General features: G+C 60.6%; 21 protein-coding genes and 1 tRNA gene. 10 read left to right on the top strand and 12 right to left on the bottom strand.

What is annotated here, in order from left to right; translation table 11 throughout:
* Positions 1 to 24 precede the first annotated feature (24 nt).
* The gene (locus tag ACM6G4_RS12740; RefSeq protein ID WP_414913820.1) at positions 25 to 1,044 is read right to left on the bottom strand and encodes a DUF4917 family protein; all 1,020 of its coding nucleotides are present in this window, start codon (positions 1,042 to 1,044) and stop codon (positions 25 to 27) included.
* Between the two features lie 130 nt (positions 1,045 to 1,174).
* On the opposite strand from ACM6G4_RS12740, the gene ACM6G4_RS12735 reads away from it, so the two are divergent.
* The 4 genes from ACM6G4_RS12735 to ACM6G4_RS12720 all read left to right on the top strand — a co-directional run bounded on the left by ACM6G4_RS12735 (position 1,175) and on the right by ACM6G4_RS12720 (position 5,943).
* Positions 1,175 to 2,083 (top strand): LysR family transcriptional regulator, encoded by a 909-nt coding sequence (locus ACM6G4_RS12735; RefSeq protein ID WP_414914029.1) that lies wholly within the window; start codon positions 1,175 to 1,177, stop codon positions 2,081 to 2,083.
* Positions 2,084 to 2,319: 236 nt separating this feature from the next.
* Complete coding sequence (locus tag ACM6G4_RS12730) at positions 2,320 to 3,513, top strand: CaiB/BaiF CoA transferase family protein (protein ID WP_056720737.1); 1,194 nt, start codon at positions 2,320 to 2,322, stop codon at positions 3,511 to 3,513.
* Positions 3,510 to 4,436, top strand: coding sequence for a hydroxymethylglutaryl-CoA lyase (locus ACM6G4_RS12725; RefSeq protein ID WP_414913819.1), 927 nt, complete (start codon positions 3,510 to 3,512; stop codon positions 4,434 to 4,436). Before ACM6G4_RS12730 ends, ACM6G4_RS12725 begins: the two co-directional genes overlap by 4 nt.
* Positions 4,437 to 4,611: 175 nt before the next feature.
* Positions 4,612 to 5,943, top strand: coding sequence for an MFS transporter (locus ACM6G4_RS12720; RefSeq protein WP_414913818.1), 1,332 nt, complete (start codon positions 4,612 to 4,614; stop codon positions 5,941 to 5,943).
* 78 nt (positions 5,944 to 6,021) lie between these two features.
* Here the strand turns inward: ACM6G4_RS12720 and ACM6G4_RS12715 are convergent, their stop codons facing one another.
* Positions 6,022 to 6,510, bottom strand: coding sequence for a DMT family transporter (locus ACM6G4_RS12715; RefSeq protein WP_056720731.1), 489 nt, complete (start codon positions 6,508 to 6,510; stop codon positions 6,022 to 6,024).
* A 77-nt stretch (positions 6,511 to 6,587) separates the two neighbouring features.
* On the opposite strand from ACM6G4_RS12715, the gene ACM6G4_RS12710 reads away from it, so the two are divergent.
* The 5 genes from ACM6G4_RS12710 to ACM6G4_RS12690 all read left to right on the top strand — a co-directional run bounded on the left by ACM6G4_RS12710 (position 6,588) and on the right by ACM6G4_RS12690 (position 10,499).
* Positions 6,588 to 7,523: a LysR family transcriptional regulator gene (locus ACM6G4_RS12710; RefSeq protein ID WP_056720729.1), complete on the top strand. Its 936-nt coding sequence runs from the start codon at positions 6,588 to 6,590 to the stop codon at positions 7,521 to 7,523.
* 59 nt (positions 7,524 to 7,582) lie between these two features.
* Positions 7,583 to 8,221, top strand: a complete 639-nt coding sequence (locus ACM6G4_RS12705; protein ID WP_056720727.1) for a LysE family translocator — start codon at positions 7,583 to 7,585, stop codon at positions 8,219 to 8,221.
* Positions 8,222 to 8,300: 79 nt separating this feature from the next.
* Entirely contained in the window at positions 8,301 to 9,647 is a 1,347-nt protein-coding gene (locus tag ACM6G4_RS12700; RefSeq protein ID WP_414913817.1) for a diguanylate cyclase domain-containing protein, read from the top strand.
* A gap of 117 nt (positions 9,648 to 9,764) precedes the next feature.
* Positions 9,765 to 9,923: a KGG domain-containing protein gene (locus tag ACM6G4_RS12695; RefSeq protein WP_082562877.1), complete on the top strand. Its 159-nt coding sequence runs from the start codon at positions 9,765 to 9,767 to the stop codon at positions 9,921 to 9,923.
* A gap of 72 nt (positions 9,924 to 9,995) precedes the next feature.
* Entirely contained in the window at positions 9,996 to 10,499 is a 504-nt protein-coding gene (locus ACM6G4_RS12690) for a DUF4142 domain-containing protein (RefSeq protein WP_056720724.1), read from the top strand.
* Positions 10,500 to 10,554: 55 nt separating this feature from the next.
* Here the strand turns inward: ACM6G4_RS12690 and ACM6G4_RS12685 are convergent, their stop codons facing one another.
* A complete protein-coding gene (locus ACM6G4_RS12685) occupies positions 10,555 to 10,965 on the bottom strand; it encodes a low affinity iron permease family protein (protein ID WP_414913816.1) in 411 nt (136 codons plus the stop codon).
* Between the two features lie 154 nt (positions 10,966 to 11,119).
* Here ACM6G4_RS12685 and tam point away from each other — a divergent pair, with 154 nt between their 5' ends.
* On the top strand, positions 11,120 to 11,890 hold the full coding sequence (gene tam / locus ACM6G4_RS12680; protein ID WP_414913815.1) for a trans-aconitate 2-methyltransferase: 771 nt from the start codon (positions 11,120 to 11,122) through the stop codon (positions 11,888 to 11,890).
* 480 nt (positions 11,891 to 12,370) lie between these two features.
* Here tam and ACM6G4_RS12675 read toward each other — a convergent pair whose 3' ends face one another.
* From ACM6G4_RS12675 to uca, 9 genes are all read right to left on the bottom strand, one after another.
* A complete protein-coding gene (locus ACM6G4_RS12675) occupies positions 12,371 to 12,640 on the bottom strand; it encodes a short-chain dehydrogenase (protein ID WP_414913814.1) in 270 nt (89 codons plus the stop codon).
* 462 nt (positions 12,641 to 13,102) lie between these two features.
* Positions 13,103 to 14,647 (bottom strand): Fic family protein, encoded by a 1,545-nt coding sequence (locus ACM6G4_RS12670; protein WP_414913813.1) that lies wholly within the window; start codon positions 14,645 to 14,647, stop codon positions 13,103 to 13,105.
* Between the two features lie 331 nt (positions 14,648 to 14,978).
* Positions 14,979 to 15,052: transfer RNA gene (locus tag ACM6G4_RS12665), tRNA-Gly, on the bottom strand.
* A gap of 179 nt (positions 15,053 to 15,231) precedes the next feature.
* Positions 15,232 to 16,116 carry an alpha/beta fold hydrolase gene (locus ACM6G4_RS12660; protein ID WP_056720712.1) on the bottom strand — a complete coding sequence of 295 codons (885 nt, stop codon included), beginning with the start codon at positions 16,114 to 16,116 and terminating at the stop codon, positions 15,232 to 15,234.
* Between the two features lie 312 nt (positions 16,117 to 16,428).
* The gene (locus ACM6G4_RS12655; protein ID WP_409079378.1) at positions 16,429 to 17,121 is read right to left on the bottom strand and encodes a pseudouridine synthase; all 693 of its coding nucleotides are present in this window, start codon (positions 17,119 to 17,121) and stop codon (positions 16,429 to 16,431) included.
* A gap of 37 nt (positions 17,122 to 17,158) precedes the next feature.
* The gene (locus ACM6G4_RS12650; protein ID WP_409079377.1) at positions 17,159 to 17,374 is read right to left on the bottom strand and encodes a cysteine-rich CWC family protein; all 216 of its coding nucleotides are present in this window, start codon (positions 17,372 to 17,374) and stop codon (positions 17,159 to 17,161) included.
* A complete protein-coding gene (locus ACM6G4_RS12645) occupies positions 17,361 to 18,854 on the bottom strand; it encodes a diguanylate cyclase (protein WP_414913812.1) in 1,494 nt (497 codons plus the stop codon). The genes ACM6G4_RS12650 and ACM6G4_RS12645 overlap by 14 nt, the downstream gene beginning before the upstream one ends.
* Positions 18,855 to 19,057: 203 nt before the next feature.
* A complete protein-coding gene (gene atzF, locus ACM6G4_RS12640; protein WP_414913811.1) occupies positions 19,058 to 20,839 on the bottom strand; it encodes an allophanate hydrolase in 1,782 nt (593 codons plus the stop codon).
* 25 nt (positions 20,840 to 20,864) lie between these two features.
* Positions 20,865 to 24,524 (bottom strand): urea carboxylase, encoded by a 3,660-nt coding sequence (gene uca / locus ACM6G4_RS12635; RefSeq protein ID WP_414913810.1) that lies wholly within the window; start codon positions 24,522 to 24,524, stop codon positions 20,865 to 20,867.
* Positions 24,525 to 24,799: the final 275 nt, after the last annotated feature.

Raw genomic sequence — 24,799 nt, 5'->3', positions numbered from 1 at the left:
GCGATAGCGTCAGATCGGCCAGGACTAAACTTCGACTGGAACCGATAACTTGGGGCCACCCAACGCATGGCTCCTGGAATCAAAAAACCGCAACTCAACCCCCGTCCCCTCAAACACCTTCGCGTAATGCCGTTTCTGGTGCTGGATGAATGCCTTGCTGCGCGGGTAAATCGAGATCGCCAGCACCTGCGGCTTTGCCTGGCGCAAGGCATGAATGATATGGCTGTCCTGCTCCCCCAGCGCATGGCCGAAGATGCACAGCGCCTGGCCGTGACCGAGTAGTTGCTCGTAGCAGAACGACAGATAGTCCGAACTGCGGATGGTCTTGAGCTTGTCCGCACTCGGCCCTTCGTTGACGAACAGCGGTACGTCGTCGAGGGTCTTGATCGTGTTGTTGATGGCGAAACTGCCCAGCAACGTGCCCTCGGTCGACATCAGCTTGCGCGCCGTACCGTCCTGGTTGCGCACCAGATGCAGACCGCCGTGCAGGTACAGCAAGCGGGTTTTGTCGGTGGCGGTGTCGCTCAGGTCGAAACCGGGCTCGGTACCCTGGAACAGATCGGTGATCGCCTCAGGCTGCTGTTGCACCGCCCAGTAGTTGAGCAAGTCGTAATTGGTGGTGAACACCGTGCGGTAACCGGCCAGTTCCTGATTGATGGTAACCAGCGTTGAAGGCACCACCAGCCGCCACGGGATATGCACCGCATGCACGGTGTTGATCAGCGCTTCCTTGATCGCGTAGTAGCGATTGCGCGGGGCGGCGGAGCTGACAGCCAAGGCCTTGTTGACCCGGCTGGTGATTTTCAGGGCGCTCAGTACCTGTTCGAAACTGCGGGTCTGCATCGCATCGAACACGCTCAGCTCGGACGGGCTCAGGGGTTTTTCTTCAACGGTGCGGGCGTTTTCGAACAGCGACTCGTAGCCGAAATCGTCCCACACCGCGCGACTGGCACCGTTGCCCACCAGCAAACCACTGAACGAAGCGGTGCTGCGCAAGGCGTTCCAGTCTTCAAGTTGAGCATCGACATCCTGGAAATCGGTCATTGCGGTCTTCGTCTCACGGCAAAAGGTCTGTGGGCGGCGACTTTATCACGACCGGTGACCGGACCACGGCACGACGCGGGTGAAGAACGCTATGCTGCGACTTCGCCTGAGCCGACTCGCCGAGTACCCGATGCTGCAAAAAAGCCTGATCCGCCGTCTCGACCTGATCACCCTGCAACTGTTCGTCGCCGTGCATGAAGAGGGTACGCTGACCCGCGCCGCCTCGCGCGAAGCGATTGCAGTCTCGGCGGCGAGCAAACGCTTGATGGAACTGGAGGAGGCGCTGGGCATCAGCCTGTTCGTGCGCCAGGCCAAGGGCATGTCCCTGACGCCGGCCGGTGAAACCTTGCTGCACCATGCCCGGCAGATGTTGTTTAACGTCGAGAAAATGGGGCTTGAGCTGGGGGAGCACAGCCACGGTGTGCGCGGCTATGTGCGGATGCTCGCCAACCTGTCGGCGATCATTCAGTTTTTGCCCGAGGACCTGCGGGATTTTTCCGAACGTCACCCACAGGTCAAGACCGATCTCGAAGAGCGCCCCAGCTCCGGGGTGATTCAGGGGGTGCTCGACGGGGTGGCCGACTTCGGGATCTGTTCCATCGACAGTGACATCAAGGGCCTGCACAGCGTGCTGTATCGCCAGGACAAGCTGGTGGTGTTGATGCCGCCCTACCATTCATTGGCGGGCCGGTCGAGTGTGGCGTTCGCCGATACGCTGAGCAGTGATTACGTTGGCTTGCATGCCGCCAGTTCGATCAACATGCGCACCCACGCGGCGGCGCGCGAGGCCGGCAAGGTGCTGCGGGTTCGTATTCATGTGCCGGGGTTCGATGCGATGTGCCGGATGGTCCAGGCCAACATGGGGATCGGCATTTTGCCGCACAGGGCTTATGAATTGTTTGGCCGGGCACTGGGTTTGCACGCGGTGCCGTTGACGGATGAATGGTCCGATCGGGCCTTGATCCTGGTGGTGCGCGATGAGGCGTTACTGTCGCCGGTGAGCAGGATGTTGTTTGAGCATTTGCGGGGGCCAGCCTGATAGTTCTTCGCTGACTAGGCCGGCCTCTTCGCGAGCAAGCCCGCTCCCACACTGGATCTGTGTAGCGCTGAAAATCCCTGTGGGAGCGGGTTTGCCCGCGAAGGCGGCCCTGAGGTCGCGACAATCTCCCCGAGCGTTCGCATTTCGCGAACGCTCGTTGCCAACTGAAGGTTGGATTCCCGAGTCCCCTGTCCTCTAGCCTTGGCGCATATTCCAAGAACAAGAGGTACCCCGCGATGACTGCCCCCTTGAGTGCGATCAAAGTGATCGAGATCGGCACGCTGATCGCCGCGCCGTTTGCGGCGCGCATGCTGGCCGAGTTCGGCGCCGAGGTGATCAAGATCGAAGCCATGGGCCAGGGCGATCCCCTGCGCAAATGGCGCAAGCTGCATGAAGGCACCTCGCTGTGGTGGTACCTGCAATCGCGCAACAAGAAGTCCCTGGCGCTGAACCTCAAATCCCCCGAAGGCATCGAACTGGTCAAGCAACTGGCGACCAGCGCCGATGTGCTGATCGAAAACCTGCGTCCTGGCGCCCTGGAGAAACTCGGCCTGGGTTGGGACGTGTTGCACGCGCTCAATCCCAACCTCACGCTAGTGCGGATCTCCGGTTACGGCCAGACCGGCCCGTACCGCGATCGTCCCGGTTTCGGTGCCATAGGCGAAGCCATGGGCGGGATTCGCTACACCACCGGTACCCCCGGTTCGCCGCCAGCGCGGGTCGGCGTGAGCCTTGGCGATTCCCTGGCGTCGCTGCACGCGGTGATCGGTGCGCTGATGTCGCTGCTAAGGGTCAAGACCGGGCAGGGCGGCGGGCAGATCGTCGATGTGTCCCTGGCCGAAAGCGTGTTCAACGTCATGGAAAGCCTGGTGCCGGAATACGACATGCTGGGCCATGTGCGCGAACGCAGCGGCGGCGCCTTGCCGGGCATCGCGCCCTCCAACACCTACCTGACGGCCGACGGCGCCTACGTGGTGATTGCCGGCAACAGCGATCCGATCTACAAGCGCCTGATGCAAACCATCGGCCGCCCCGATCTGGCCGATGCGCCGGAATTCGCCCACAACGACGGGCGTGCAGCCAAGAGCAATCTGCTCGACGCCGCCATTACCCACTGGACCAGCAGCCTGCCCATCGACGAGGTGCTGACCGCCCTTGAAGCCGCCGAGGTCCCGGCCGGCCGCATCTACTCGGTGGCCGACATCGTCGCCGATCCGCACTATCAGGCGCGGGACATGCTGCTCAATGCCGAACTGCCCGGTGGCGCCACGGTGAAGATGCCAGGCATCGTGCCGAAACTCTCCGAAACTCCCGGCGGCGTGAATTGGTCCGGTCCCGGTTTGGGTCAGCACACCGACGGCATCCTCGCGCAATTGGGCCTGACCGCGATGGACATCGAACGCCTGAAAGTCGAAGGAGTGGTGCAATGATCAGCGATTATTCCGACAGACTGATCGTGCAGGAAGTGTCCCCGCGCGACGGATTGCAAATCGAGCCGACCTGGGTTGAAACCGACGACAAGATTGCCCTGATCGATCAACTGTCGCAGGCCGGATTCAGCCGCATCGAAGCCGGTTCGTTCGTGTCGCCCAAGGCCATTGCGGCGCTGCGCGATGGCGAACTGGTGTTCAAGGGCATCGCCCGGCAACCGGGGGTGATCTACGTCGCGTTGATCCCCAACCTGAAGGGCGCGCAACGGGCGCTGGCGTGCCGTGCCGATGAGCTGAACCTGGTGATGTCCGCCAGCCAGACCCACAACCTGGCGAACATGCGCATGCGCTGTGAAGATTCGTTGGCCGCGTTCGGCGAGATTGTGCAATTCGTTGGCGACAGTCCTGTGCGACTCAACGCCAGCATCGCCACCACCTTCGGCTGCCCGTTCGAGGGCAAGATCGATGAGGACCGCGTACTGCAAATCGTCGAGGCCTATCAGGAACTCGGCATCCAGGGCATCACCCTGGCCGACACCACCGGCATGGCCAATCCGCGTCAGGTCGACCGCTTGGTGCGGCGAGTGTTGCAGCGTGTATCGCCAGTGGACCTGACCCTGCATTTTCACAATACCCGCGGCCTTGGGCTGTGCAACGTGCTGGCTGCCTATGAGGCCGGTGCCCGACGCTTCGACGCGGCTCTCGGTGGCCTAGGCGGCTGCCCGTTTGCGCCGGGGGCATCGGGAAACATCTGCACCGAGGATCTGGTGAACCTGTGCGATGAAGTCGGAATTCATACCGGCATCGATTTGCCGCTGCTGCTGAAACTGTCCCGGGGACTGCCGGCACTGCTCGGTCATGAAGTACCTGGACAACTGGCCAAGGCTGGACGCAATTGCGATCTGCATCCCGTGCCGTCCTGACCTAACTGAAAACCCTGTGAGAGCGGGCTTGCTCGCGAAGACGGAGTGTCAGTCGACATCACTGCTGAATGTCAGACCGCTTTCGCGAGCAAGCCCGCTCCCACAATAAAAAAGCACCTCAACCAGACAACAAAAACAATCGGACACCCACGGGAAGTCCGCCTGGAGAACTGCAATGAGCCTTAAAGCACTGGAGGCCGGCGCAAACCCGGCCGTTAGCCACGACGAAGAAAAAGCCCTGGTCAGCAAAGTCGCCTGGCGCCTGATGCCGCTGATCATGGTCTGCTACCTGTTCGCCTTTTTCGACCGCATCAACATCAGCTTCGCCAAGTTTCAACTGCAGGCCGACCTGAGTCTGAGCGACACCGCTTACGGCCTCGGTGCCGGGTTGTTTGTGGTCGGTTATGTAATTTTCGAAGTGCCCAGCAACATGATGCTGTACAAGGTCGGCGCCCGGCGCTGGATCGCCCGGATCATGATGTCCTGGGGCCTGGCCACGGCGCTGATGGTGTTCGTCAACAGCGAATGGCAGTTCTACGTGCTGCGCTTCGTGATCGGCGCGATGGAGGCCGGTTTTGCCCCGGGCGTGCTGTATTACCTGACGTTGTGGTTCCCGCAGCACTATCGCGGGCGCATCACCTCGATGCTGTTCCTGGCGTCGGCGTTCGCCGGCCTGGTGGGCGCGCCGTTCTCGGGCCTGGTGCTGCAACACCTCGACGGCGTGCTGCAAATGCGTGGCTGGCACTGGTTGTTCCTGCTCGGTGGCGTGCCGTGTATCGGCCTCGGTTTGCTGGTGCTGACCCTGCTCAAGGATCGCATCGAAGATGCCCATTGGCTGACTTCATCGGAGAAGACCCTGCTGGCCAGCCGCATCGCCCGGCATGAGCCGCACAAGAGCGGTGGATCGCTGCTCGCAGCGCTGCGGATTCCGGGTTTCCTGACCTTGGGCCTGATCTATTTCCTGATTCAGGTGGCGTCCTACGGCTTGAATTTCTGGGCGCCGCAACTGATCCGCAGCGCCGGTACCGAGAGCCCGGTGATGATCGGCTTGCTGACGGCCATCCCATACATCTGTGGTGCCATCAGCATGGTGGTGATCGGACGCCTGTCCGATGCTACTGGCGAGCGACGCAAGTTTGTCGCCGGTCTGGTGGCGGTCGGTGCGATCGGGTTCTTCTGCGCGGGAATCTTCGCCAACCACACGACTTTCCTGATTGTCGCGCTGGGCCTGCTCGGTGCCGGGATCATCGCCTCCATCCCGAGCTTCTGGACCCTGCCGCCGAAACTGCTGGCCGGTGCCGGTGCGGGCGCTGCGGGCGGGATCGCGGTGATCAACACCCTGGGCCAGTTCGGCGGCATCGTCAGCCCGGTGATGGTCGGCCGGATCAAGGACCTGACCGGCAGCACCACACCGGCGCTGTATGTCATTGGTGTCTGTGCGTTGATCGCGGTGGCGCTGTTGCTGTGGGGGCTGCCGCAGAAGTTGCGCACACTCGACAAGTTTTAAAAGATCGCAGCCTTCGGCAGCGCCTGCTCGGACCACGCATCCCCGTAGGAGCTGCCGGAGGCTGCGATCTTTTGATCTTCAAGAAGTCGCTGTCATCGCTTTTTGCGCCGCGTCACTGAACTGAATCAACACCACCCCGGCCATCAACAGCACCACCCCAACCACCTTTGGCAAAGTGACCTGTCGCTCCACCAACCCAAACCAGCCGTAGTGATCCAGCAACAGCGACGCCACGACTTGCCCCGCCAGCGCCAATGCCATGAACCCCGCGGCACCCAGCTTGGGCAGCAGTACCAATGCCAGGGAAATGAAGATCACCCCAAAAGCGCCACCGGCCCACATCCAGAGCGGAGCCTTGCTGATGAATGCCAGTGACGGCAATGGCAAGCGCATCGCAACGATGATCGGCAGCAGCACGATAACGCTCACCAATAGCGAAGCGAGCGTCGCCCACAACGGATGGCCCAACCCGCGTCCGAGGTTGACGTTGATCGCGCTCTGAAATGGCACCACCGCCCCGGCGATCATCGCCAGCCCTATCAGGCCGGCCCAATGCAACGTACTCATGATCGATCTCCAACAGGTTTTGCTGGACTCTAGGGTATTCGTCGCGCAGATTTAAATTCCGTTTTGTTATCCAGAACATGCAGCAAATGAATGATCTACGACGCATCGACCTCAATTTGCTGGTGATCCTCGACGCTTTGCTCAGCGAGCAGCACGTGACCCGGGCGGCCGAGCGTCTGCATTTGAGCCAGCCAGCAGTCAGCCATGCGCTGGCGCGCTTGCGTGACCTGCTCGGCGATCCGCTGCTGGTTCGCGCCGGTGCCGGCCTTGTACCGACTGCGCGAGCGCTGGAGCTGGTGGCACCGCTGGCCGAAGCCCTGGCCCAGGTGCAAGCGCTGCTGGCGCCGAATGCCTTCGATCCCGCGACCACCCGGCGGACCTTCCGCCTGGCGATGTCCGACTACGGCGCCGCCATTGTCTTGCCGGGACTGATCCGAACCTTGCGCCGCGAAGCGCCGGGCATCGACCTGCAAATCAGCCATGGCAGCCGCGAAAGCATGCTCGAAGGCGTGCTCAATGGTGACATTGATGTCGCCGCCGGGGTTTTCCCGGAAATGCCCAACGAATTGCGCAGCACCCCACTCTTCGAAGAGCACTACGCCTGCCTGGTGGACCGCAATAGCTTGCCCGCCGACGGTGGTCTCGACCTGCCCACCTACCTGGCTCGGCCCCATGTACTGCTGGAAATGCGCGGCAGCGGCACCCCGGAGATCGAACGCGCGCTGACCGCCTTGCGCGAACGCCGGCGTGTCGCCATCAGCCTGCCGCACTGGAACGTCGCCCCGCAGCTCATTAGCGGCACCGACCTGATCCTCACCGTCGCGTCGCGCGGCTTGCGCGATATTGGTGAGCCTTCATTGGTTGTCGTGCCGCCGCCGTTTCACATTCCGTCGTTCACCTTTGTGTTGGCGTGGCATAAACGGCGGGGTGGGGATCAGGCATTGAACTGGTTGAATGAGCGAGTCGTGCAGGGGGCCACCGCTGAAGAATTTCTGTCGCGATCAGGCAGCTGACAGTTGAAGACCTGATATAGACTGGTGGCCATTCACCCTGCCGTTCATAAGGACTTTCCATGACCCCATCGTTGCTAATGGCCGTGCTTGCCTCGGGTTTTATCTACGGCATCACCCCGGGGCCGGGTGTGCTGGCAGTGTTCGGCATAGGCGCGGCCCATGGACGACGGGCCGGGGCGGGGTTTCTGTGCGGCCATTTGCTCGGCGATGTGGTGTGGTGCAGCACGGCGCTGATCGCGATTGTCGGTGCGCGGGAGATCGGCAGTACCGCGTTCGACGTGCTCGGAGTGCTCAGTGGCTTGTACCTGTTCTGGCTCGGCTGGCGTGCGGTGCGCGCCCGTCGCAGCAGCGCTGATGCGCCGCAGGGCCCGGCGCGGCAGCCGTTCTGGCACGGCATTGTGTTTGGTTTGACCAATCCCAAGGCCTACCCGGTGGCGGTGGCGACGTTCACGGCACTGCTGTCGAGCCGCGCGGAACTGCTCAACTGGTCAATGCTGCCGGGGCTGATCGCCCTGAGTTTCGTCGGCGGGTTGCTCGCCTACGCCATTCTCATTGGCGTTGTCGGTGCGCGGCGGGTGCGCAGCCTGTACCAGCGTCATGAATTGGCAATCACCCGGTTGTGCGGGGTGATGTTCATCGGTTTTGCCATCAACGCGTTGGTACATGCGTTGCCGGGGCTGATGCCGAACAAGGCTTGAACGAGATCACAAGGATGCAAGACTGACAGGGCAGGGATGATTGATGAGCGCTGTATTATCGGGACACCCACGCTGAACCATGGAAAACCGGAATTCCGCGCCGCTGGCGAGTTATATCGATCTGTTGCTGGATGCCGTCTGTGCGGTGGATAAACAGGGCCGCTTCGTTTTTGTCAGCGCGGCGTGCGAGCGTATTTTCGGCTACAGCGCCGATGAGATGATCGGCGAGGCGATGATCGACATGGTGCACCCGGGCGACCGCCAGCGCACCCTCGACGCCGCCCGGGAAATCATGGACGGCGAGCCCAAGCTCAACTTTGAAAACCGCTACCTGCGCAAGGATGGCAGCGTGGTGCACATCCTCTGGTCGGCACGCTGGTCCGAGGACGATCAGTTGCGCATCGCGGTGGCACGCGACATCACCGAACGCAAGCAGGCCGAATCCCGGCAGGCAGCGTTGTATGCGATTTCCGAGGCTGCCCATGCGGCAGAGGATCTGCTGGCGTTGTTCAAACGCATCCACCTGATCATCGGCGAATGGTTGCCTGCACTGAATTTTTCCGTGGCGCTGTACGACGAGCACTGCGCGCAGCTGAATTTCCCTTATCACGTCGATGACCACGAGCCTCAGCCCGAACAGCCCGGAACCATGACCGGGCGTTTGTGTGCCGAGGTAATCCGCACGGGGTTGCCGATCCTGTTGACCCCGGACCAGTGTCCACCTCCCGCCGGCTTTGAAATGCTGCAGGACGAACAGAACGCACCCTGTTGGTTGGGTGTGCCGCTGAATTCGCAAAACGGCACCATCGGCGCGTTGATCGTCAAAAGCATTCCGGGCGGCGAGCGCTACACCGAGCAAGACAAGGAACTGCTGCAATACGTCTGCGCCCAGGTCGCGACCGCCATCGAGCGCAAGCAATTGCACGCCCGCCTGCAACACATGGCCCAGTACGATCAATTGACCCAGTTACCCAACCGCGAGCTGCTGCGCGACCGGCTCAAGGTATCAATGCAAGCGGCCCGGGAGGACGGCGGGCGCATGGCGCTGTTGTACGTCGACCTCGACCGCTTCAAGCAAGTCAACGACACCCATGGCCACGCGGTCGGCGACATGTTGCTGCAAGCGGTGGCCAACCGGCTCAAGGGCTGCGTGCGGGAAACCGACACAGTGGCCCGCATCGGCGGTGATGAATTCGTGGTGTTGTTGCACAGCATTCACGCGGCGGACGATACCGATATCGTGGTTGAAAAAGTCCGTCAGGTCCTGGCCCAACCCCTGCGACTGGACGGGCATAGCCTGAACATCCAGCCAAGTATCGGCGTCGCCCGATACCCCGATCACGGCACCGAAGAGAAGCAATTGTTCCGGCATGCCGACGAGGCGATGTACTGCGCCAAACGCGAGCATCACCTGCGACTCGTCTGAAAACCCGGGCACCGTTCGTCGTGGCATCCACGTAATTTTCTAAACCTTTTGGAGCGCGCAAATTCAGATTCTATGCGGGCGCAAGCTCCCGCGACTACTACCAAGAGGAAGAGAATCATGCCTAATTCAAGAAACTCGAACTCGGGGAACTTCGCCAACGATCGAACGAAGGCCTCCGAAGCCGGTCGCAAGGGAGGGAAAACCACTACTACGACCGTCGATAAAGACCCGACGAAACCCGACATGGGTCGCAAGGGCGGTCAGAAATCCCGCTAAGGGATTCAGGTGGTTTTGATTGAGAGGCGGGGGCGAAAGCTCCCGCTTGAATTTGAAGAGGAGGGCGCGACCATGAACCGGATGGCCACCCGATTATGTAGTACCAGTCTTGCCACGTTACTGGGCCTGTTTGCCAGCGGCGTCTTTGCCCAGTCGACTGCCGAATTCATCGACGAGGCCTCGGCAAAAGGTATCGCCGATATTGAAGCAAGTCGCCTGGCGCACCAGAAGGCCGAGTCCAAAGAGGTCAAGGACTACACCATTATCGTCATCAACGACCGTACCACCGCGAACCAGCACCTGGCGAAAATCGCCAAACAACTGGATATACCGGTCGCCCCCCGGGAAGAGATTGTCGAAAAGGCCAAAGCCCTGATGCCACAGGTCATGGACGGGGCGACCTACGACGAGGCCTATACCGCCAGTCAGGTGAAGACCACCCAGGAAGCCATCGATCAATTGCAGCAGGAGGCGCAGACCACCGACGTGCCGCAAATCAAGGCATTCGCCGAAGAAACCCTGCCTAAATTGCAAAATCATCTGCAAATGGCCAAGGCGCTGCAAGCCAAAAGTTGAGCGCAAGATTTGAACATGAACGGCGCGGGGCTTGAGTCACGCGCCGTTTTTCTGTTCAGCACTGATCCAGATATGGCTTGGGATTATGCGTTGGGTTCAGGCCATCGAGGTCGAACACCTGGTTCTCGCCCATGGCGCGGTAATGCCTGCGCAGCGCCTCCAGTTGCTTGAGGTCCAACGCCTCAAGCCCGAGCATGGCCTTTTGCGCCTCCTTGTCCACCCGCAACAACTCATCGACTTTCAAGTGCAGGATGTCGGTGTCGCGGTTCTGCGTGTTCTGGATCAGGAACACCATCAGGAACGTGATGATGGTGGTCGAGGTATTGATGATCAGCTGCCACGTATCGTTGAAATGAAAAATTGGCCCACTCAGCCCCCACAGGAAAATCAGGAGCAACGCGCTCATGAACGTCTTGGGGCTACCGGCCCAGAGGGCGAGTTTCTGCGCGATTTTTGCGAATTTCATGACCGAGTTCCTTTTGAGAGGGCGCCTGATTTTTCAGACAGTGGCGGCGGGATGAAAATTCGAAATGACCGAAAAGGTGATTTTCTGAAACATTTGGTGGCGCTCGCCGCGGTATCGTAGCGTCCCGAGGACAACGCACCGACAGGAGAACGCAATGAGTTGGTCCGCCAAACAGTACGTCGCTTTTGAAGATGAACGCACCCGTCCCGCCCGTGACCTGCTGACGGCCGTCCCCGCCGGAGACGTGCGCTCGGCCATCGATATCGGTTGCGGGCCCGGCAACTCCACCGAGTTGCTGGTGGAGCGCTTTGCCGATGCCAAGGTGCGTGGGCTGGACAGTTCCAGCGACATGATCGAAGCCGCTCGCAAGCGCTTGCCGCAAGTGCAGTTCGACATCGCCGACATCGACACCTGGAATGACAGTGGCCCCTTCGATGTGATTTTCGCCAACGCGGTGTTGCAGTGGGTGCCGGATCACGCGACTTTGCTACCGTCGCTGGTGAGCAAACTGGCGCCGGGTGGCAGCCTGGCCGTGCAGATGCCTGACAACCTGAATGAACACTCGCACCGCTTGATGCGCGAAGTCGCCGCTGATGGCCCTTGGGTCGGCAAACTGGCAGGCGCCGCGGGGCAGAGGACTGAAATGGCCGATGCCAGTGGCTACTATTCGATATTGAAAGCCTGTTGCACCCGCGTCGATGTCTGGCGCACCACTTACCATCATCCGCTCGCAGGCGGTGCGTCTGGCGTGGTGGAGTGGTTCAAGGGCAGTGGCTTGCGGCCGTTTCTCGATCCGCTGGACGAGGCGGAACGGGCGCAGTATCTGAAGCAATATCAAGCGGCTATCGAGCGGGCCTACCCGGCATTGGCCGATGGTTCGGTGCTACTGCCATTTCCGCGATTGTTTCTGGTCGCAACTCGCTGATGCGCAAAGGGGACAGATGACCTTGAGAGTCATCTGTCCCATTTTTTGAGCGCTCGAGAAAATCACTACGACTTGTTCTTTTTTGAGCGTCGGGCGCTCAAATATTCAAACGCAAACGAGGCAAAGCCGAACAACCCGATCAATGAAATGATCATGATTCCCAACTCTGAGTTGTGCATGTTGATCTCGGGGTGAAGGGTGAAGGGTGAGCCGGGAGCATAAGGGATCAACTGCCAGGCTCAACGCTGCACTACGGCCTCTTTACTCGCGAGCGATGATCTATACGCAAACGATATGAGCGTCTGGGGGGCGGCGAATAATGGCAACCTGTGGCGAGGGAGCTTGTCGGATCGCCGCACCGTCCCGTTGGACTGCGCAGCAGTCCCTTTCCGGGGTCGCTTCGCAACCCAGCGGGAGCAAGCTCCCTCGCCACTATCGCCCACGCTATCTCTTAACTGGCCGCGTTTGGCCGATGTGACGTCAGGACGGTTCTGCGTCCATTCGGCGAGCGATCACATCCAGTACATCGCAACCGTCACGCAAGGGCACACAGCACAGCAACGCAAAGTCACTGAGTACAACCGAGTCAGAGGTCAGGTCGCCGCGCATCGCGAGGTTTTCAAGAATCTGCGTCACGGCGCGAATTCTGTAGCTAGCGGTGCTGAGCAGGGAGTGCAGGGGTTGGGTGGTATTGACATACAGGGAGGGAAGGTCGTCGGCATTGCTGGTTAAAGCCATGAACTCTTTCATGAGTGATTCCTTGAATTGAGGTGAACTACCACTCAGTGTCGCCAAACAATGGGTGGCAGCTGTACGCAGGTTGGCGAACCGGGACAAGGCAAACCGGCAGACCCATAGGTCTCCCACGCACAGCCACCATAAACAGGTAGCCAAGTGCGTTCAGAAACGCTCCGAGATAGCTCGGAGGTTTCTATGCTTTGCCATCGAGTCGCCAAACCCGATACGCCATTTGGGCGCGGTCGGACTATAGGTCTCATGGCAAAGGCACAGCAATGCGCAAGTGTACGGACAATTCCCAGTGTCGTGTAGGACGTTGCTTTTTCTGGCGTTGATCTCCGTTGGGCCTTTAAAAGTGGGCGCTTAACACTAGCGTTGACAGGCGTATCACCAAATCTCGCGCACAAAAAAACCGGTCACCCGGACCGGCTTTCTCCTGAGTTGCAGATGTAAGCTATCCAGTTCTACCGGAGATCACTCTTCACCGGCCCCCATCAATTGATCCTCAAACGCCGAACGCACTGCATCCACAACACGTTGCGCCATGCGCTCATCTTCAAGTATTGGGTACCCTTTTTTCAGCTTGCCGGAGACCTTCCAACCGTTTTCCTTGATCGAGCGGATGATGCGATTGGCATCCTGATCCGGCATCTCGATCACTTCTTTGAGTTGTTCCTGCGCTCGCTGAAAGATCACCAGTACTCTGGCCTCATCTGCCATCTCCGTACGAATCGTATGTTCGACAACGCGTGCGGTGTAGAGAACGTGCTCGGTCAGGTCTGGGTACCGCCAGGCAAAGCTTGCGTCTACGTATTCATCGAAGTTGAAATTGCTAAGCGTCCCGTCCTCGTAGGTCACCAGTTCGCCAAACCGATAGGCTGCCGCGTAACGGCGCATGAACGGTCGTGAGAATACTTCAAGCGTACGATCGTAGCCGGCCCTGAAATCGATAGAGCTGGTGATCGTGGCTGACACGGGCAGAATCACTCCGTCGGGCACTGCCTTATCCCGGATCAAGGTGTCATTGATTAGAAAGCGATGGATCCGGCCGTTGCCGTCACGCATGGGATGGATGTACACGAATCCGAATGCAAGTACTGCGGCGCGTGCCACTGACTCGGCACCACGCGTTGCGACCTCGAACTCGTTGAGGCCTTCCAGGAGGGGGCCAAGATCTTCAAAGTGCGGGGCAATGTAATGCACGATGTCTTCGCGCATTGTGGCTTGTCCCACGAAGACAGGGGAGCGTCGCAAGCCTAGTCCGATGGCATCGTGGCCCAGGATGCCGGCTTGCAGGGATCGAAGGGTGTCGTTGCTCAATGGGGCATCTATATGGCCGCAGTGCTGGGCAATGACATGCGCAAACCGCTGGATGCGATCGGCCTGGTCGGCTTCCTTTTCGATGAGAAAGCTCGCGCGCGATTCCTTGAACGTCAGCCAACTGGCCGTTCGCATCAGGATGTCGGAACCAAAGGCTTGATCCAACTCATCCAATGCCGCACGCAGTTCGAATTGCAAGGCCTCCCGCACTGGCTCGGTACGACGAACCAAGGGGCAGAAGTCGGGTGTCCCCGGCAGATTGTTATTGATTCGCCAGCGCCGCGTTCGCAACGACTCACGACGAGTCAGGTAATTTTGTGGTGAAAGTACATCAACATAGGCGCCATTGGTCACATCAGGCACCTCCAGACGTTCCCCTGTCAGCCATTCGTAGAGGAATCCTGTGCGACGGGCATACTGGCCAAAAGGCTCCCGTCGACACCAGTCTTCAACAGGCTGCGGGCCTATGGCCGCAAACAGGCGAGCAAAGAACTCGAGATGAATCTCTTCGTATTTGAGACCGAACTCGAAATGCCCTGCGAAATCGTCTGCAGGGCGGTAGCGTGGCGGATACCTGTTCTCCACGTTTCCGGCGCTTTCACGGCTGACACGTACGGTGCCAATCATCGACTGTACGCGCAGAGGCTGCGCCAATGCGATGTTGTAACGGTTCGCGAGGGTCTGGAAACCGACTTGCATTGACGAAATCCTTTACGGGGACAGGAAAAACGCTAACAGAACTTCAATATTATGGCGAAACGATAATTTCGTGGGTGGAAAAATACTAATGCTGGATGAAATTTGATACTGAATTCGTACTTTTGGAGAAAAACGCTAATAGCTTTCAGAGTAGTCGCCACAGCCGCGAAAGAAAGAATGTACTCTCCGATAACCGGAAAGTGACCGACCAAGCTATCCACAAATCCGACGCCATCAAATTACGCCCACAAAAAAACCGGCCACTTGGGCCGGTTTTTTCTGTCTCTACATCCCCCGTCAAAAACACCCTGACGTGAGATCAAAATTCGATTGGAGCGGGTGAAGGGAATCGAACCCTCGTTATCAGCTTGGGAAGCTGGAGTAATGCCATTATACGACACCCGCTCAGAGCGGTGACTTTGTACCAGATACGGCCGCGAATTTGAAGTTTTTCTTTACGTGGAGCGGGTTTAACGCGATATGACAAAAAGCCCGGACCCCATGACGGTCGATCGCGGGCAAACCTCGCGCCTGCAGAATACGTTTAACGCAGCAGGGCGGGGCTTGCTCGCGATGACGCTGTTTCAGATGGACAATGCATGGTGGTCCTGGACGTAGTGGTAACGCGGTCGGCTTTCATGCGGTGCCGGCTTCAGGAAGCCCATCAGTGCATTGCGGCTGTCCCGGCAAGCGGCTTTGTGTTCCATGTCGAGAAAGTGCCCGGTGGCCTGCAAGGTAGTGAAGGTGGCGTGTTGCACGTGATTGGCGAACAATCGGGCGCCATCGGCGGCGGTGTATTCGTCCCATTCGCCGTTCATGAATAACACCGGTACGTTGATTTTCTCCGCAGCTTTGAAAAAGCACTGGCGATCACTTTGCAGCAGGTCGTTGATGTGGAAGTGCATCTGCCCGTATTCATGCTCGGCCAGGGAACTGACGTGCCGATAATTGAAGCGTTTGAACAACGTTGGCAGGTGTTTGCCGATGGTGCTGTTCACCAGGTTGCCGACCCGGTCCCCGTCCCGGTTGCCGAGGTAATCCACGCCGCGCTCGAGGTAATCGAGCATATGCGAGTTGATTTCCGGGGAGAACGAGCTGATCACCGCTTTTTCAATGCGTCGCGGCTGTTGGGAAAGCGCGACCATGGTCGCGGCACCGCCCCAGGAAAACGACAGCACGTGTTCGGCGGCGAAGTGGTCGATCAGCTCAATAAGGATCTGCCCTTCGATTTCCTTGGTGAGCATTTTTTCATGCAGGTTGTGGGCTTTTGACCGGCCCGCGTAGGGCTGGTCGTAGCAGACGACGTTGAACTGCGGATGGAGGTTTTTCACGGTTTGTGCAAACGACGCAGTCGTGGCCATCGAGCCGTTGACCAAGATAATGGTCTTCTCTGCGGCGTCTGCGCGATAGAACTCCGTGTAAACCCGGTACTGACCCTGTATATCCAGCACAGCGATTTCTGGCCTCATGTCATAAGACTCCTGGCAAGCGGGTATGCGCGCAAATGAGATTGCACGAGCTTTGTGACAGGTAGGCATACGCCTGGAATTTGAGAGGCCCATGTCGATCCATTGCAGTCCGGTCGACGGGTATTGTTATTGGCGGGCAGTCTGCCGGATGAGGCCGGAACCCTTGGGTTCCTACCGGCAAAAAGTTTCTTAGAAGTATGGGGTGACTCGTCGGTCACATTTCGGCCGACGTCCTGATTCAAGCAGGGGTCACATCAATGCGCAAGTGCCTTTGGTAAATTGTTCGACAACTTCTGCTGAGCGGTCGCTGGCTTAGATCGATCCGATCTCTTCAGCGCTCAGCGGGCGGTATTCGCCCGGTTTCAACGTGTCGTCGAGCAGCAGCGGCCCCATGCGTTCGCGGTGCAGGCGCATCACCTTGTTGTTGAAGTGGCCGAACATGCGCTTGACCTGGTGATAACGGCCTTCGACGATGCTCAGGCGCGCGCATTTTGGCCCGAGCAGCTCTAGCCCGGCCGGTTGCGTGGTGAGGTCTTCGAAGGCGAAGTACAGCCCCTGGCTGAACGTGATCGCGTATTCGGGGCCGATGTCCTGCTCGGTTTCGACGTAATAGACCTTGGGTAGCTTGGTCTGCGGTTGGGTCAGGCGCCGCGACCAGCTGCCGTCGTTGGTGATCAGCATCAGGCCGGTGGTATTGAAATCCAGGCGTCCGGCGATGTGCAGTTCGTCCTTGTCCGGTTCATGAATCAAATCGAGCACGGTCGGGTGTTGCGGATCCCGGGTGGCGCTGACGCAGCCGGCGGGCTTGTGCAACATGAAGTGGCGCAGGGGTTTGCCGACTTGCAGCACCTCTTTGTCGACTTCGACGCGGCTGAATTCGCGGACTTCGCTGTGCGGGTCGCTGACGACGTTTCCGTCAACCCGGACGCGTTTTTCCACCAGCAACAGGCGTACTTGCTTACGGTTGAAGCACGGCAGGTTGCTGAGGAAGCGGTCGACACGCATGACTTAAGGATTGGTGAATAAAGGGGCGCGCATCTTACTAGATCGATTCGGGCGCTGCTTGCAACTGCGCCTCGACCTCGGCGCAACGCGGGCACAGGCACGAGGCGTCGCGCAGTTGCGCCGGCAGCGCCTGGAGCACGGCCGGGTCGATGCTGACTCCGTAGCACCAGCAGGCGCGGTCAGCGGTTCGCGGATCGGCCAGGGTGCAGTCGTTGGGGGCGCCGCAGGCGGGGCAGAGGTCAGGCTGGTTCATAGCTGGAGTGAGACATTTCCACACAGGTTCGGTTACGGCCACTTTGCTTGGCCCGATACATCGCATGATCCGCCCGTGACAGCAGGCTGTGCAAGGTGTCATCGGGCAGCAGGGTGGTGAGGCCAATGCTGACGGTCACATGCAAGGCCTGGCCGTTGTAGGCATAGCGCTGTTGTTCCACGTGCTGACGAATTTTCTCGGCAATCATCAGGCCAGTCTTGCCGTCGGTGTCCTTGAGCAGCACGATGAACTCTTCACCGCCCCAGCGGCAGACGATGTCGGAGTGCCGCAGGCAGCTCTTCAGATCCCGGGCAAAGCCAATCAATACCTGATCACCGGCCAGGTGGCCATAGGTGTCGTTCAACACCTTGAACCGGTCGAGGTCCAGCAGCAAAGCGGTCAGCGGCCTGGGCTCGCGCCGGGCTTCTTGCATGGCCTGTGCGGCCAGCAGGTCGAAGCCGCGACGGTTGGGCAGTTCGGTCAGGCTGTCGAGGACGGCCTGGGCCTGGATCTTGTCCTGATAGCGTTTGATCACCTGGTTGAGCAGGGCCAGCACGATCAAGGTCACCAGCAGGCAGATCAGCAGGTTGAGGTACAGCGACTGGCGGATTTCACCGAGGGCGCTGTCTTCGCGTTTGTCGACGAACAGGTACCAGTTCAGCTCCGGGATAAATCGCACGTTGAGGAAATGCCCCTGGCCCTGCACGGAGTATTCATAACTACCGCTGTGGGGTTTGGGCAGCCGGCTGACCAGGTCTTTCATGCTGTCGAGTTCGCCGAGCTTCTGCCCGATGTGCGCACCCTGCGGACCCCCTTCGGCACCGGTGAGCACCAGGCGCCCGAAGTTGTCGACGAAATACACACTGCGTTGATAACGCTGCTGGTACTTGTCGATCAGCTTGATCACGGCGTCGACGGTCAGGCCCACCCCGGCCGCGCCGATGAATCGGCTGTTGTAGTCGTAGACCTTGTAGTTGATGAAGAAGGTCAGGTTGTCCTTGTTGGCGAGGTCCGGGTCGACGTTGATCTCGTACGGATCCTTCATGTCCCGCACACGAAAGTACCAGGCGTCGCGGGGCTCGGTGGCCTTGACCTGCTTGAGCACACCCTTGGCGTGGTAGTAGGTCAGGCTGGTGTTGGAGACGAAGAATGCGGTGTAGGCGCCGTAGTGGGTCATGACCTCGTTGAGGTAACGGGTCATCTGGTCGGAGTCCTTTTCGCCGTTGACCACCCAGTCGCGCATGAAGGTGTCGCGGGCCATCATCGAGGAAATCAGGATCGGCCTGACGAGGTCTTTCTGGATTTCCGAGTAGACCGTGTCCGACGTCAGCGGCAGTTCGGTGTTGACGATGTTGTCGCGGATCGAGGCCCGGGAGGCGTAGTAACTGAGAAAGGAGGTGGCGAGGAAACCAGCGCCCAGCAACGCGACCAGCGTGAGCACCAACGAACGTTGAGAGTACAGCGGCGAGCGAAGCGGCATGGTAGTTCCATTGGCAGTCATCCGATGGTTGCATTCTAATGGCACTGCGGGGAAATAACTGCTTCATGTGCGCCGCGAATGGTCGTTCCTGCGTACCACAGTGGTTACACCGGTCCTTGTGGGAGCTGCCGAAGGCTGCGATCTTTTGATCTTGAAAAAACAAAATCAAAAGATCGCAGCCTTCGGCAGCTCCCACAGGATCACTATCCGGCGAGAGTTTTCAGGTAGGCGCGCCACCCGCCCAGATGGCTGATGTTCACCGCGCCCTCCAGCCCATAGGCCTCGCAGATAAACCCGCTCTCCCAGCGACCGTCCGCCAGTTGCACCTTGCCCAACCCCAGTGGCGCCGGAATTCCGGTCAGGAACGAACCCAACTCGCCGCTCGGCAACTCCCAGACTTCCACCGCAATCGCCACGCCGCCATCCTTCACGCGGACCATGCCCGGACGAAACGGCGGGCCACCGGCCAGGGCATGGAGTTGATAATCCGGTGAGCTGAATGTCGTTTCCACCAGGCGGGCACCGCGCTGCTTGAGCTGCCAGTTCAACGCCAACCCGTCCAGGTGCGCACCGCAGACCACCAGTCGCGCCCGATCATGGCGGGCAACCGTCGCCGGTGCAGGCGCGGCCAGGCCTTGCTGGCGCTGCAGGGCATCCGCCACGCTCAATAGATACTGATCGGTGAAGGCGCGGCCAAACAGCGTCACGCCCCAGGGCAGGCCGTTGTCCATGAACGCGCCGGGCACGGCGACGGCGGCGTAGTCGAGCAGGTTCATGAAGTTGGTGTAGTAGCCCAGTTCCGAATTGCGCAGCACCGGTTCGGCCTCGAGCTCCGCCAGCGTCACCGGGCGGCCGATGGTCGGCGTGACGACGCAATCCAGGCCTTCCAGTGCTGTGTCGCACAGGGCTTTGAGCGCTTGCAGCCGGTATTGGGCGCGGAAAGTTTGCACACCATCGACGGCGGGTGCCTTGGCCAACACGGCGCGAATCACCGGCAACACGGCCTCCGGGTTTTGCGCCATCAACTCCCCGGCCACGCTGTAGCGCTCGGCCACCCACGGGCCTTCATAGAGCAAGCGTGCGGCCTCCAGAAATGGCGACAGGTCCAATTCCACCGCTTCGCCGCCCAGGGCCTTGAGGCGGTCGATGGCATCACCGAACAACAGCGGGCCTTCAGGGCAACCGAAGAATTGCAGGTCCTGTGCACGGGGTACGCCGAAACGGAAGGGGCGTGGGGTACCGAATGCCGAGCCGTCGTTCCACAGCGGGTTGCTGCGGCTGTATTCGTCCCGTGGGTCGAGGCGTGCGGTGAGCGCCAGTAACTGACTGGCTTCCCGCGCCGTGGCGGTGAAGGTGGTGACGCAATCGAGCGTGCGACAGGCCGGAACCACGCCGGCTGTCGAGATCAGGCCCTTGGTGGCCTTCAGGCCGACCAGGTTGTTCAACGCCGCCGGCACACGCCCGGAGCCGGCGGTGTCGGTGCCCAGCGCAAAGCTCGCGACCCCGAGCGCCACCGCCAGTGACGATCCGGCGCTGGAGCCGCCCGACGGATACTCCGGCAATACGCTGTTGGGGCATGCGCCGTACGGTGAGCGGCTGCCGTTGAGCCCCGTGGCGAACTGGTCGAGGTTGGTCTTGCCCAGCGGAATCGCACCAAGGGCCAGCAGTTGTTCGACGATGGTCGCCGAACGCTCCGGCACGTAGGCGAATGCCGGGCACGCCGCCGTGGTCGGAATGCCCGCCAGGTCGATGTTGTCCTTGATCGCGAACGGCACGCCATACAGCGGCAGGCTGTCGAGGTCGCGACCGTCGAGGGTGGCGAGATAAGGCTCCAGTTCATCGACACTGAGCAAGTGGATGAACAGGTGATAGTCCGGGTTCAGCGCGGCGGCTTTGTCCCGCAGTTGCAGCAGTAATTGCCGTGGCGTGGTGCGGCCTTCGCGATAAGCGCTGCGCAGGGCGTCGAGTTGCAGATTGATGTTCATGACATGCGTCCTTTTCAAAATGGGTTCAGTCAAGTTCCAGCACCACGACGCGCTGCCCGGCGCGCACCGCCGAACCCGGTTGCACGCGAATCTCGCGCACCACGCCGGCCAATGGCGCGAGCAGGGGGATTTCCATCTTCATCGACTCCAGGATCACCAGCACATCGCCGGCCGCGACACGGCTACCGGTTTCTACCTGGACCTGCCAGAGGTTGCCGGCGATGTGGCTGTCGACGCTCTGCTGGCCGTTTTCCAGCGGTGCATCTTCGGTGGCCTCCGGGGCCAGCTCTTCACTGTCGAAATGCGCCTGGCCACTGGCGATCCAGCGTTCGCGCTCGGCATTGAATGCGCCTTTTTGCTGATCGCGAAACGCGTCGATGGTCTCGGCTTCCCGGGCCAGGAACGCCTGGTATTGCGCCAGGTTCAACTGACTGTGCTCGATGTTCAGGTCGAAGCGCCCGAGGGGGAAATCCCGGCGGATGCGCAGCAGTTCATCGGCGCTGACCGGGTAGAAACGGATCTGGTCGAAAAACCGCAGCAACCAGGGTTTGCCTTCGAACGCGGCGACTTCGCGATAGCGGTTCCACATCTGCAACGTGCGCCCGACAAACTGATAGCCGCCGGGGCCTTCCATGCCGTAGACGCACATGTAGGCGCCACCGATGCCTACTGAGTTTTCCGCGGTCCAGGTGCGCGCCGGGTTGTACTTGGTGGTCACCAGGCGGTGGCGCGGGTCGAGCGGAGTGGCGACCGGCGCGCCGAGGTAGACGTCGCCCAGGCCCATCACCAGGTAACTGGCGTCGAACACCGTGCGCTGCACTTCATCGAGGTCCGGCAGGTCGTTGATGCGGCGGATGAACTCCAGGTTGCTCGGGCACCACGGCGCGTCCTTGCGCACGGTGGTCATGTATTTCTCGATGGCCAACTGGCACGCCGGGTCGTCCCAGGAAAGCGGCAGATGCACGATGCGCGAGGGCACTTGCAGGTCCTTGGCGGCGCACACGGCGTCCCATTCGCCGGCGACGATGCCGAGCAGGTCGGACAGCGGCAGTTGCTCGGGCTGATAGTGGATTTGCAGCGAGCGGATGCCAGGGGTGAGGTCGATCACGCCGTGCAGGTCTTTGCTTTCCAGCGCCTGCATCAGGGCGTGGGCGCGGAAGCGCAGGACCAGGTCCAGTTCCGGGGCGCCGATTTCCAGCAGCAGGTGGGTGTCGCCGGAAAGGCGCGCCACCAACCGCGTGTCGTCCTGCCCAATATCCAATACAACAGGCGACACCAAACCCTGTGGGAGCGGCGGTGCGGCGATCCGACTTGCTCGCGAAAGCGGTGCTTCAGACACATCAATGTTGACTGACACGCCCTCTTCGCGAGCAAGCCCGCTCCCACATTGATCCCATTTCAAGGCCAGGGGGCGGGCGGTCTTGATGTCGACGGGGGAGAACTGCACCTTGTCCCCAGCCTTGAGCTGCCCCAACTGCCAGAGATCCGCCTCGATCACGGTCACCGGGCACACGAACCCGCCAAGGCTCGGGCCATCCGGGCCGAGGATCACCGGCATGTCCCCGGTAAAATCCACCGCACCGATCGCATACGGGTTGTCGTGGATGTTCGACGGATGCAAACCGGCCTCACCACCGTCGGCACGCACCCACTCAGGCTTCGGTCCGATCAGGCGAACGCCGGTGCGGCTGGAGTTGAAATGCACTTCCCACTGCGTGGCGAAGAAGGTGCCGATGTAGTTTTCAGTGAAGTATTCCGGCGCGCCGTGGGGGCCGTAGATCACGCGAATCTGCCGAACTGCCGGCAACTCGGTGACCTGTTTTTCAGCCAGTTGCCGGCCGGCACTGTGGTCATTGAGGGCCGGCAGGTGCAACACATCGCCGGCTCGCAACGCGCGACCACCGTGGCCGCCAAACTGGCCGAGGGTGAAGGTGCTTTTGCTGCCCAGATAGTCCGGTACCTGCAGGCCGCCACGCAGGCACAGATAGCTGCGCGCACCTGCGCCTGCGATGGTGCCAAGGCTCAACGTCGCGCCCGCTGGAATCAGCAGTGCCGAGTTCATCGGTACGCTTTCGCCGTTCAAAGCCAACGGAATCACCGCCCCGGTCACCGCCACCACCGCCTCGCAATTGAAGCGCAGCAACGGCCCGCTCATGGTGATTTCCAGCGCCGCCGCGCCTTCGTTATTGCCCAGCAAACGGTTACCCAGACGCAGCGCCCGGCTGTCCATCGGCCCCGATGGCGGCACGCCGACCGCCCAGTAACCGAGGCGGCCGGGATAGTCCTGAACGCTGGTCTGGGTGCCGGCGCTGAGTACCTCGAACGTGTTGGCCTGATAGACCAGCCCTTCCAGGCAACGGGTCCACGGCTGGCCGCTGGCGAAAGGCGCATCGAGCAGAATCTGCCGCAGGTAATCGCGGTTGGTTTCCACGCCATACAACTGACTGTCGCCGAGGGCTTGATGCAAATCGGCGCGGGCCTCTTCGCGAGTCGGCGCCCAACTGATGACCTTGGCGATCATCGGGTCGAAGTAGGGCGGAATCTCGCAGCCAGCCTCGACCCAAGTGTCGACGCGCAGTTCAATGCCATTGGCCGCGGGGAAATCCACGGCGGTGAGCAAGCCGGGGCTCGGTTGAAAATCGCGGCCCGGATCTTCGGCATACAACCGCGCCTGGATCGCATGGCCCACCGGTTTCAAACCTTGCATCAGTTCGCTCAGGGGCGGCAGATCACCGGCCGCCAGTTGCACCATCCAGCGCACCAGGTCGACCCCCCACACCTGTTCGGTGACACCGTGTTCCACCTGCAAACGGGTGTTCACTTCCAGGAAGTAAAAGCGCTGGGCCTCGCTGTCGAACACAAACTCCACGGTGCCGGCGCTGCGGTAGTTCACGGCCTTGGCCAGTTTGATCGCCGCTGCGCACAGCTCTTCGGCCATGCCGATGGGCAGGTTCGGTGCGGGGGTTTCTTCGAGGACTTTCTGGTTGCGTCGTTGCACCGAGCAATCACGCACGCCGAGGGCGATCACTTCACCTTGACCGTCGCCGAATACCTGCACTTCCAGGTGCCGGGCGCGCTGGATGTACTTTTCGATGAACACCCCGGCGTCGCTGAAATTGTTCTGACCCAGGCGCTTGACCGCTTCGAAGGACTCGCTCAACTCGGCCGCGCTGCGGCATACGCGCATGCCGATGCCGCCACCGCCAGCGGTACTCTTGAGCATCACCGGATAGCCGACCTGCTCACCGGCCAGCAGCGCGGTATCGAGGCTGTCGAGCAGCTCGGTGCCTTCGAGCATCGGCACGCCGTGTTGTCTGGCCAGGGCACGTGCGGTGTGCTTGAGGCCGAACACCCGCAGTTGTTCGGGTGTCGGGCCAATGAAGGCGATGTTGGCGGCTGCGCAGGCTTCGGCGAACGCGGCGTTTTCCGAAAGAAAGCCGTAGCCGGGATGGATCGCGGTGGCGCCGCTGGACTTGGCGATGGCGAGGATCTTGTCGACCGCCAGATAAGTGCCGGCGGCCGCGCCTTCACCGAGGCTGTGGGCTTCATCGGCTTGCAGGATGTGCAGGCTGGCGGCATCGGCTTCGGAGTACACGGCAACGCCCTGCACTTGCAGCTCGCGCAAGGTTCGCAGGATGCGGCAGGCAATGGCGCCACGGTTGGCAATCAGGACTTTTTCGAACATGGCATAACCCCCGGAGGCGATAGCGCATCAGCCTCGACTGGGATGCGGGCCGTCCCGCAGTTTTTCGACAGGCACCGGAGTCGTCCCCGGTGGCAGAATCAATTCTCTTCCAGACACCGCTGATCCCCTGTGGGAGCGGGCTTGCTCGCGAAGGGGGCGTGTCAGTCGACTTCGATGTGTCTGATACACCGCTTTCGCGAGCAAGCCCGCTCCCACATGGGGATTTGTGGTGTTTTTACTGTTTGAGGCACTGACCGGAACGGGCTTGGCACAAG

Source organism: Pseudomonas sp. IT-P258, assembly GCF_949767825.1.
In the GTDB taxonomy this organism is placed as follows: domain Bacteria; phylum Pseudomonadota; class Gammaproteobacteria; order Pseudomonadales; family Pseudomonadaceae; genus Aquipseudomonas; species Aquipseudomonas monachiensis.
This window is presented reverse-complemented; position numbering and strand designations above follow the sequence as displayed.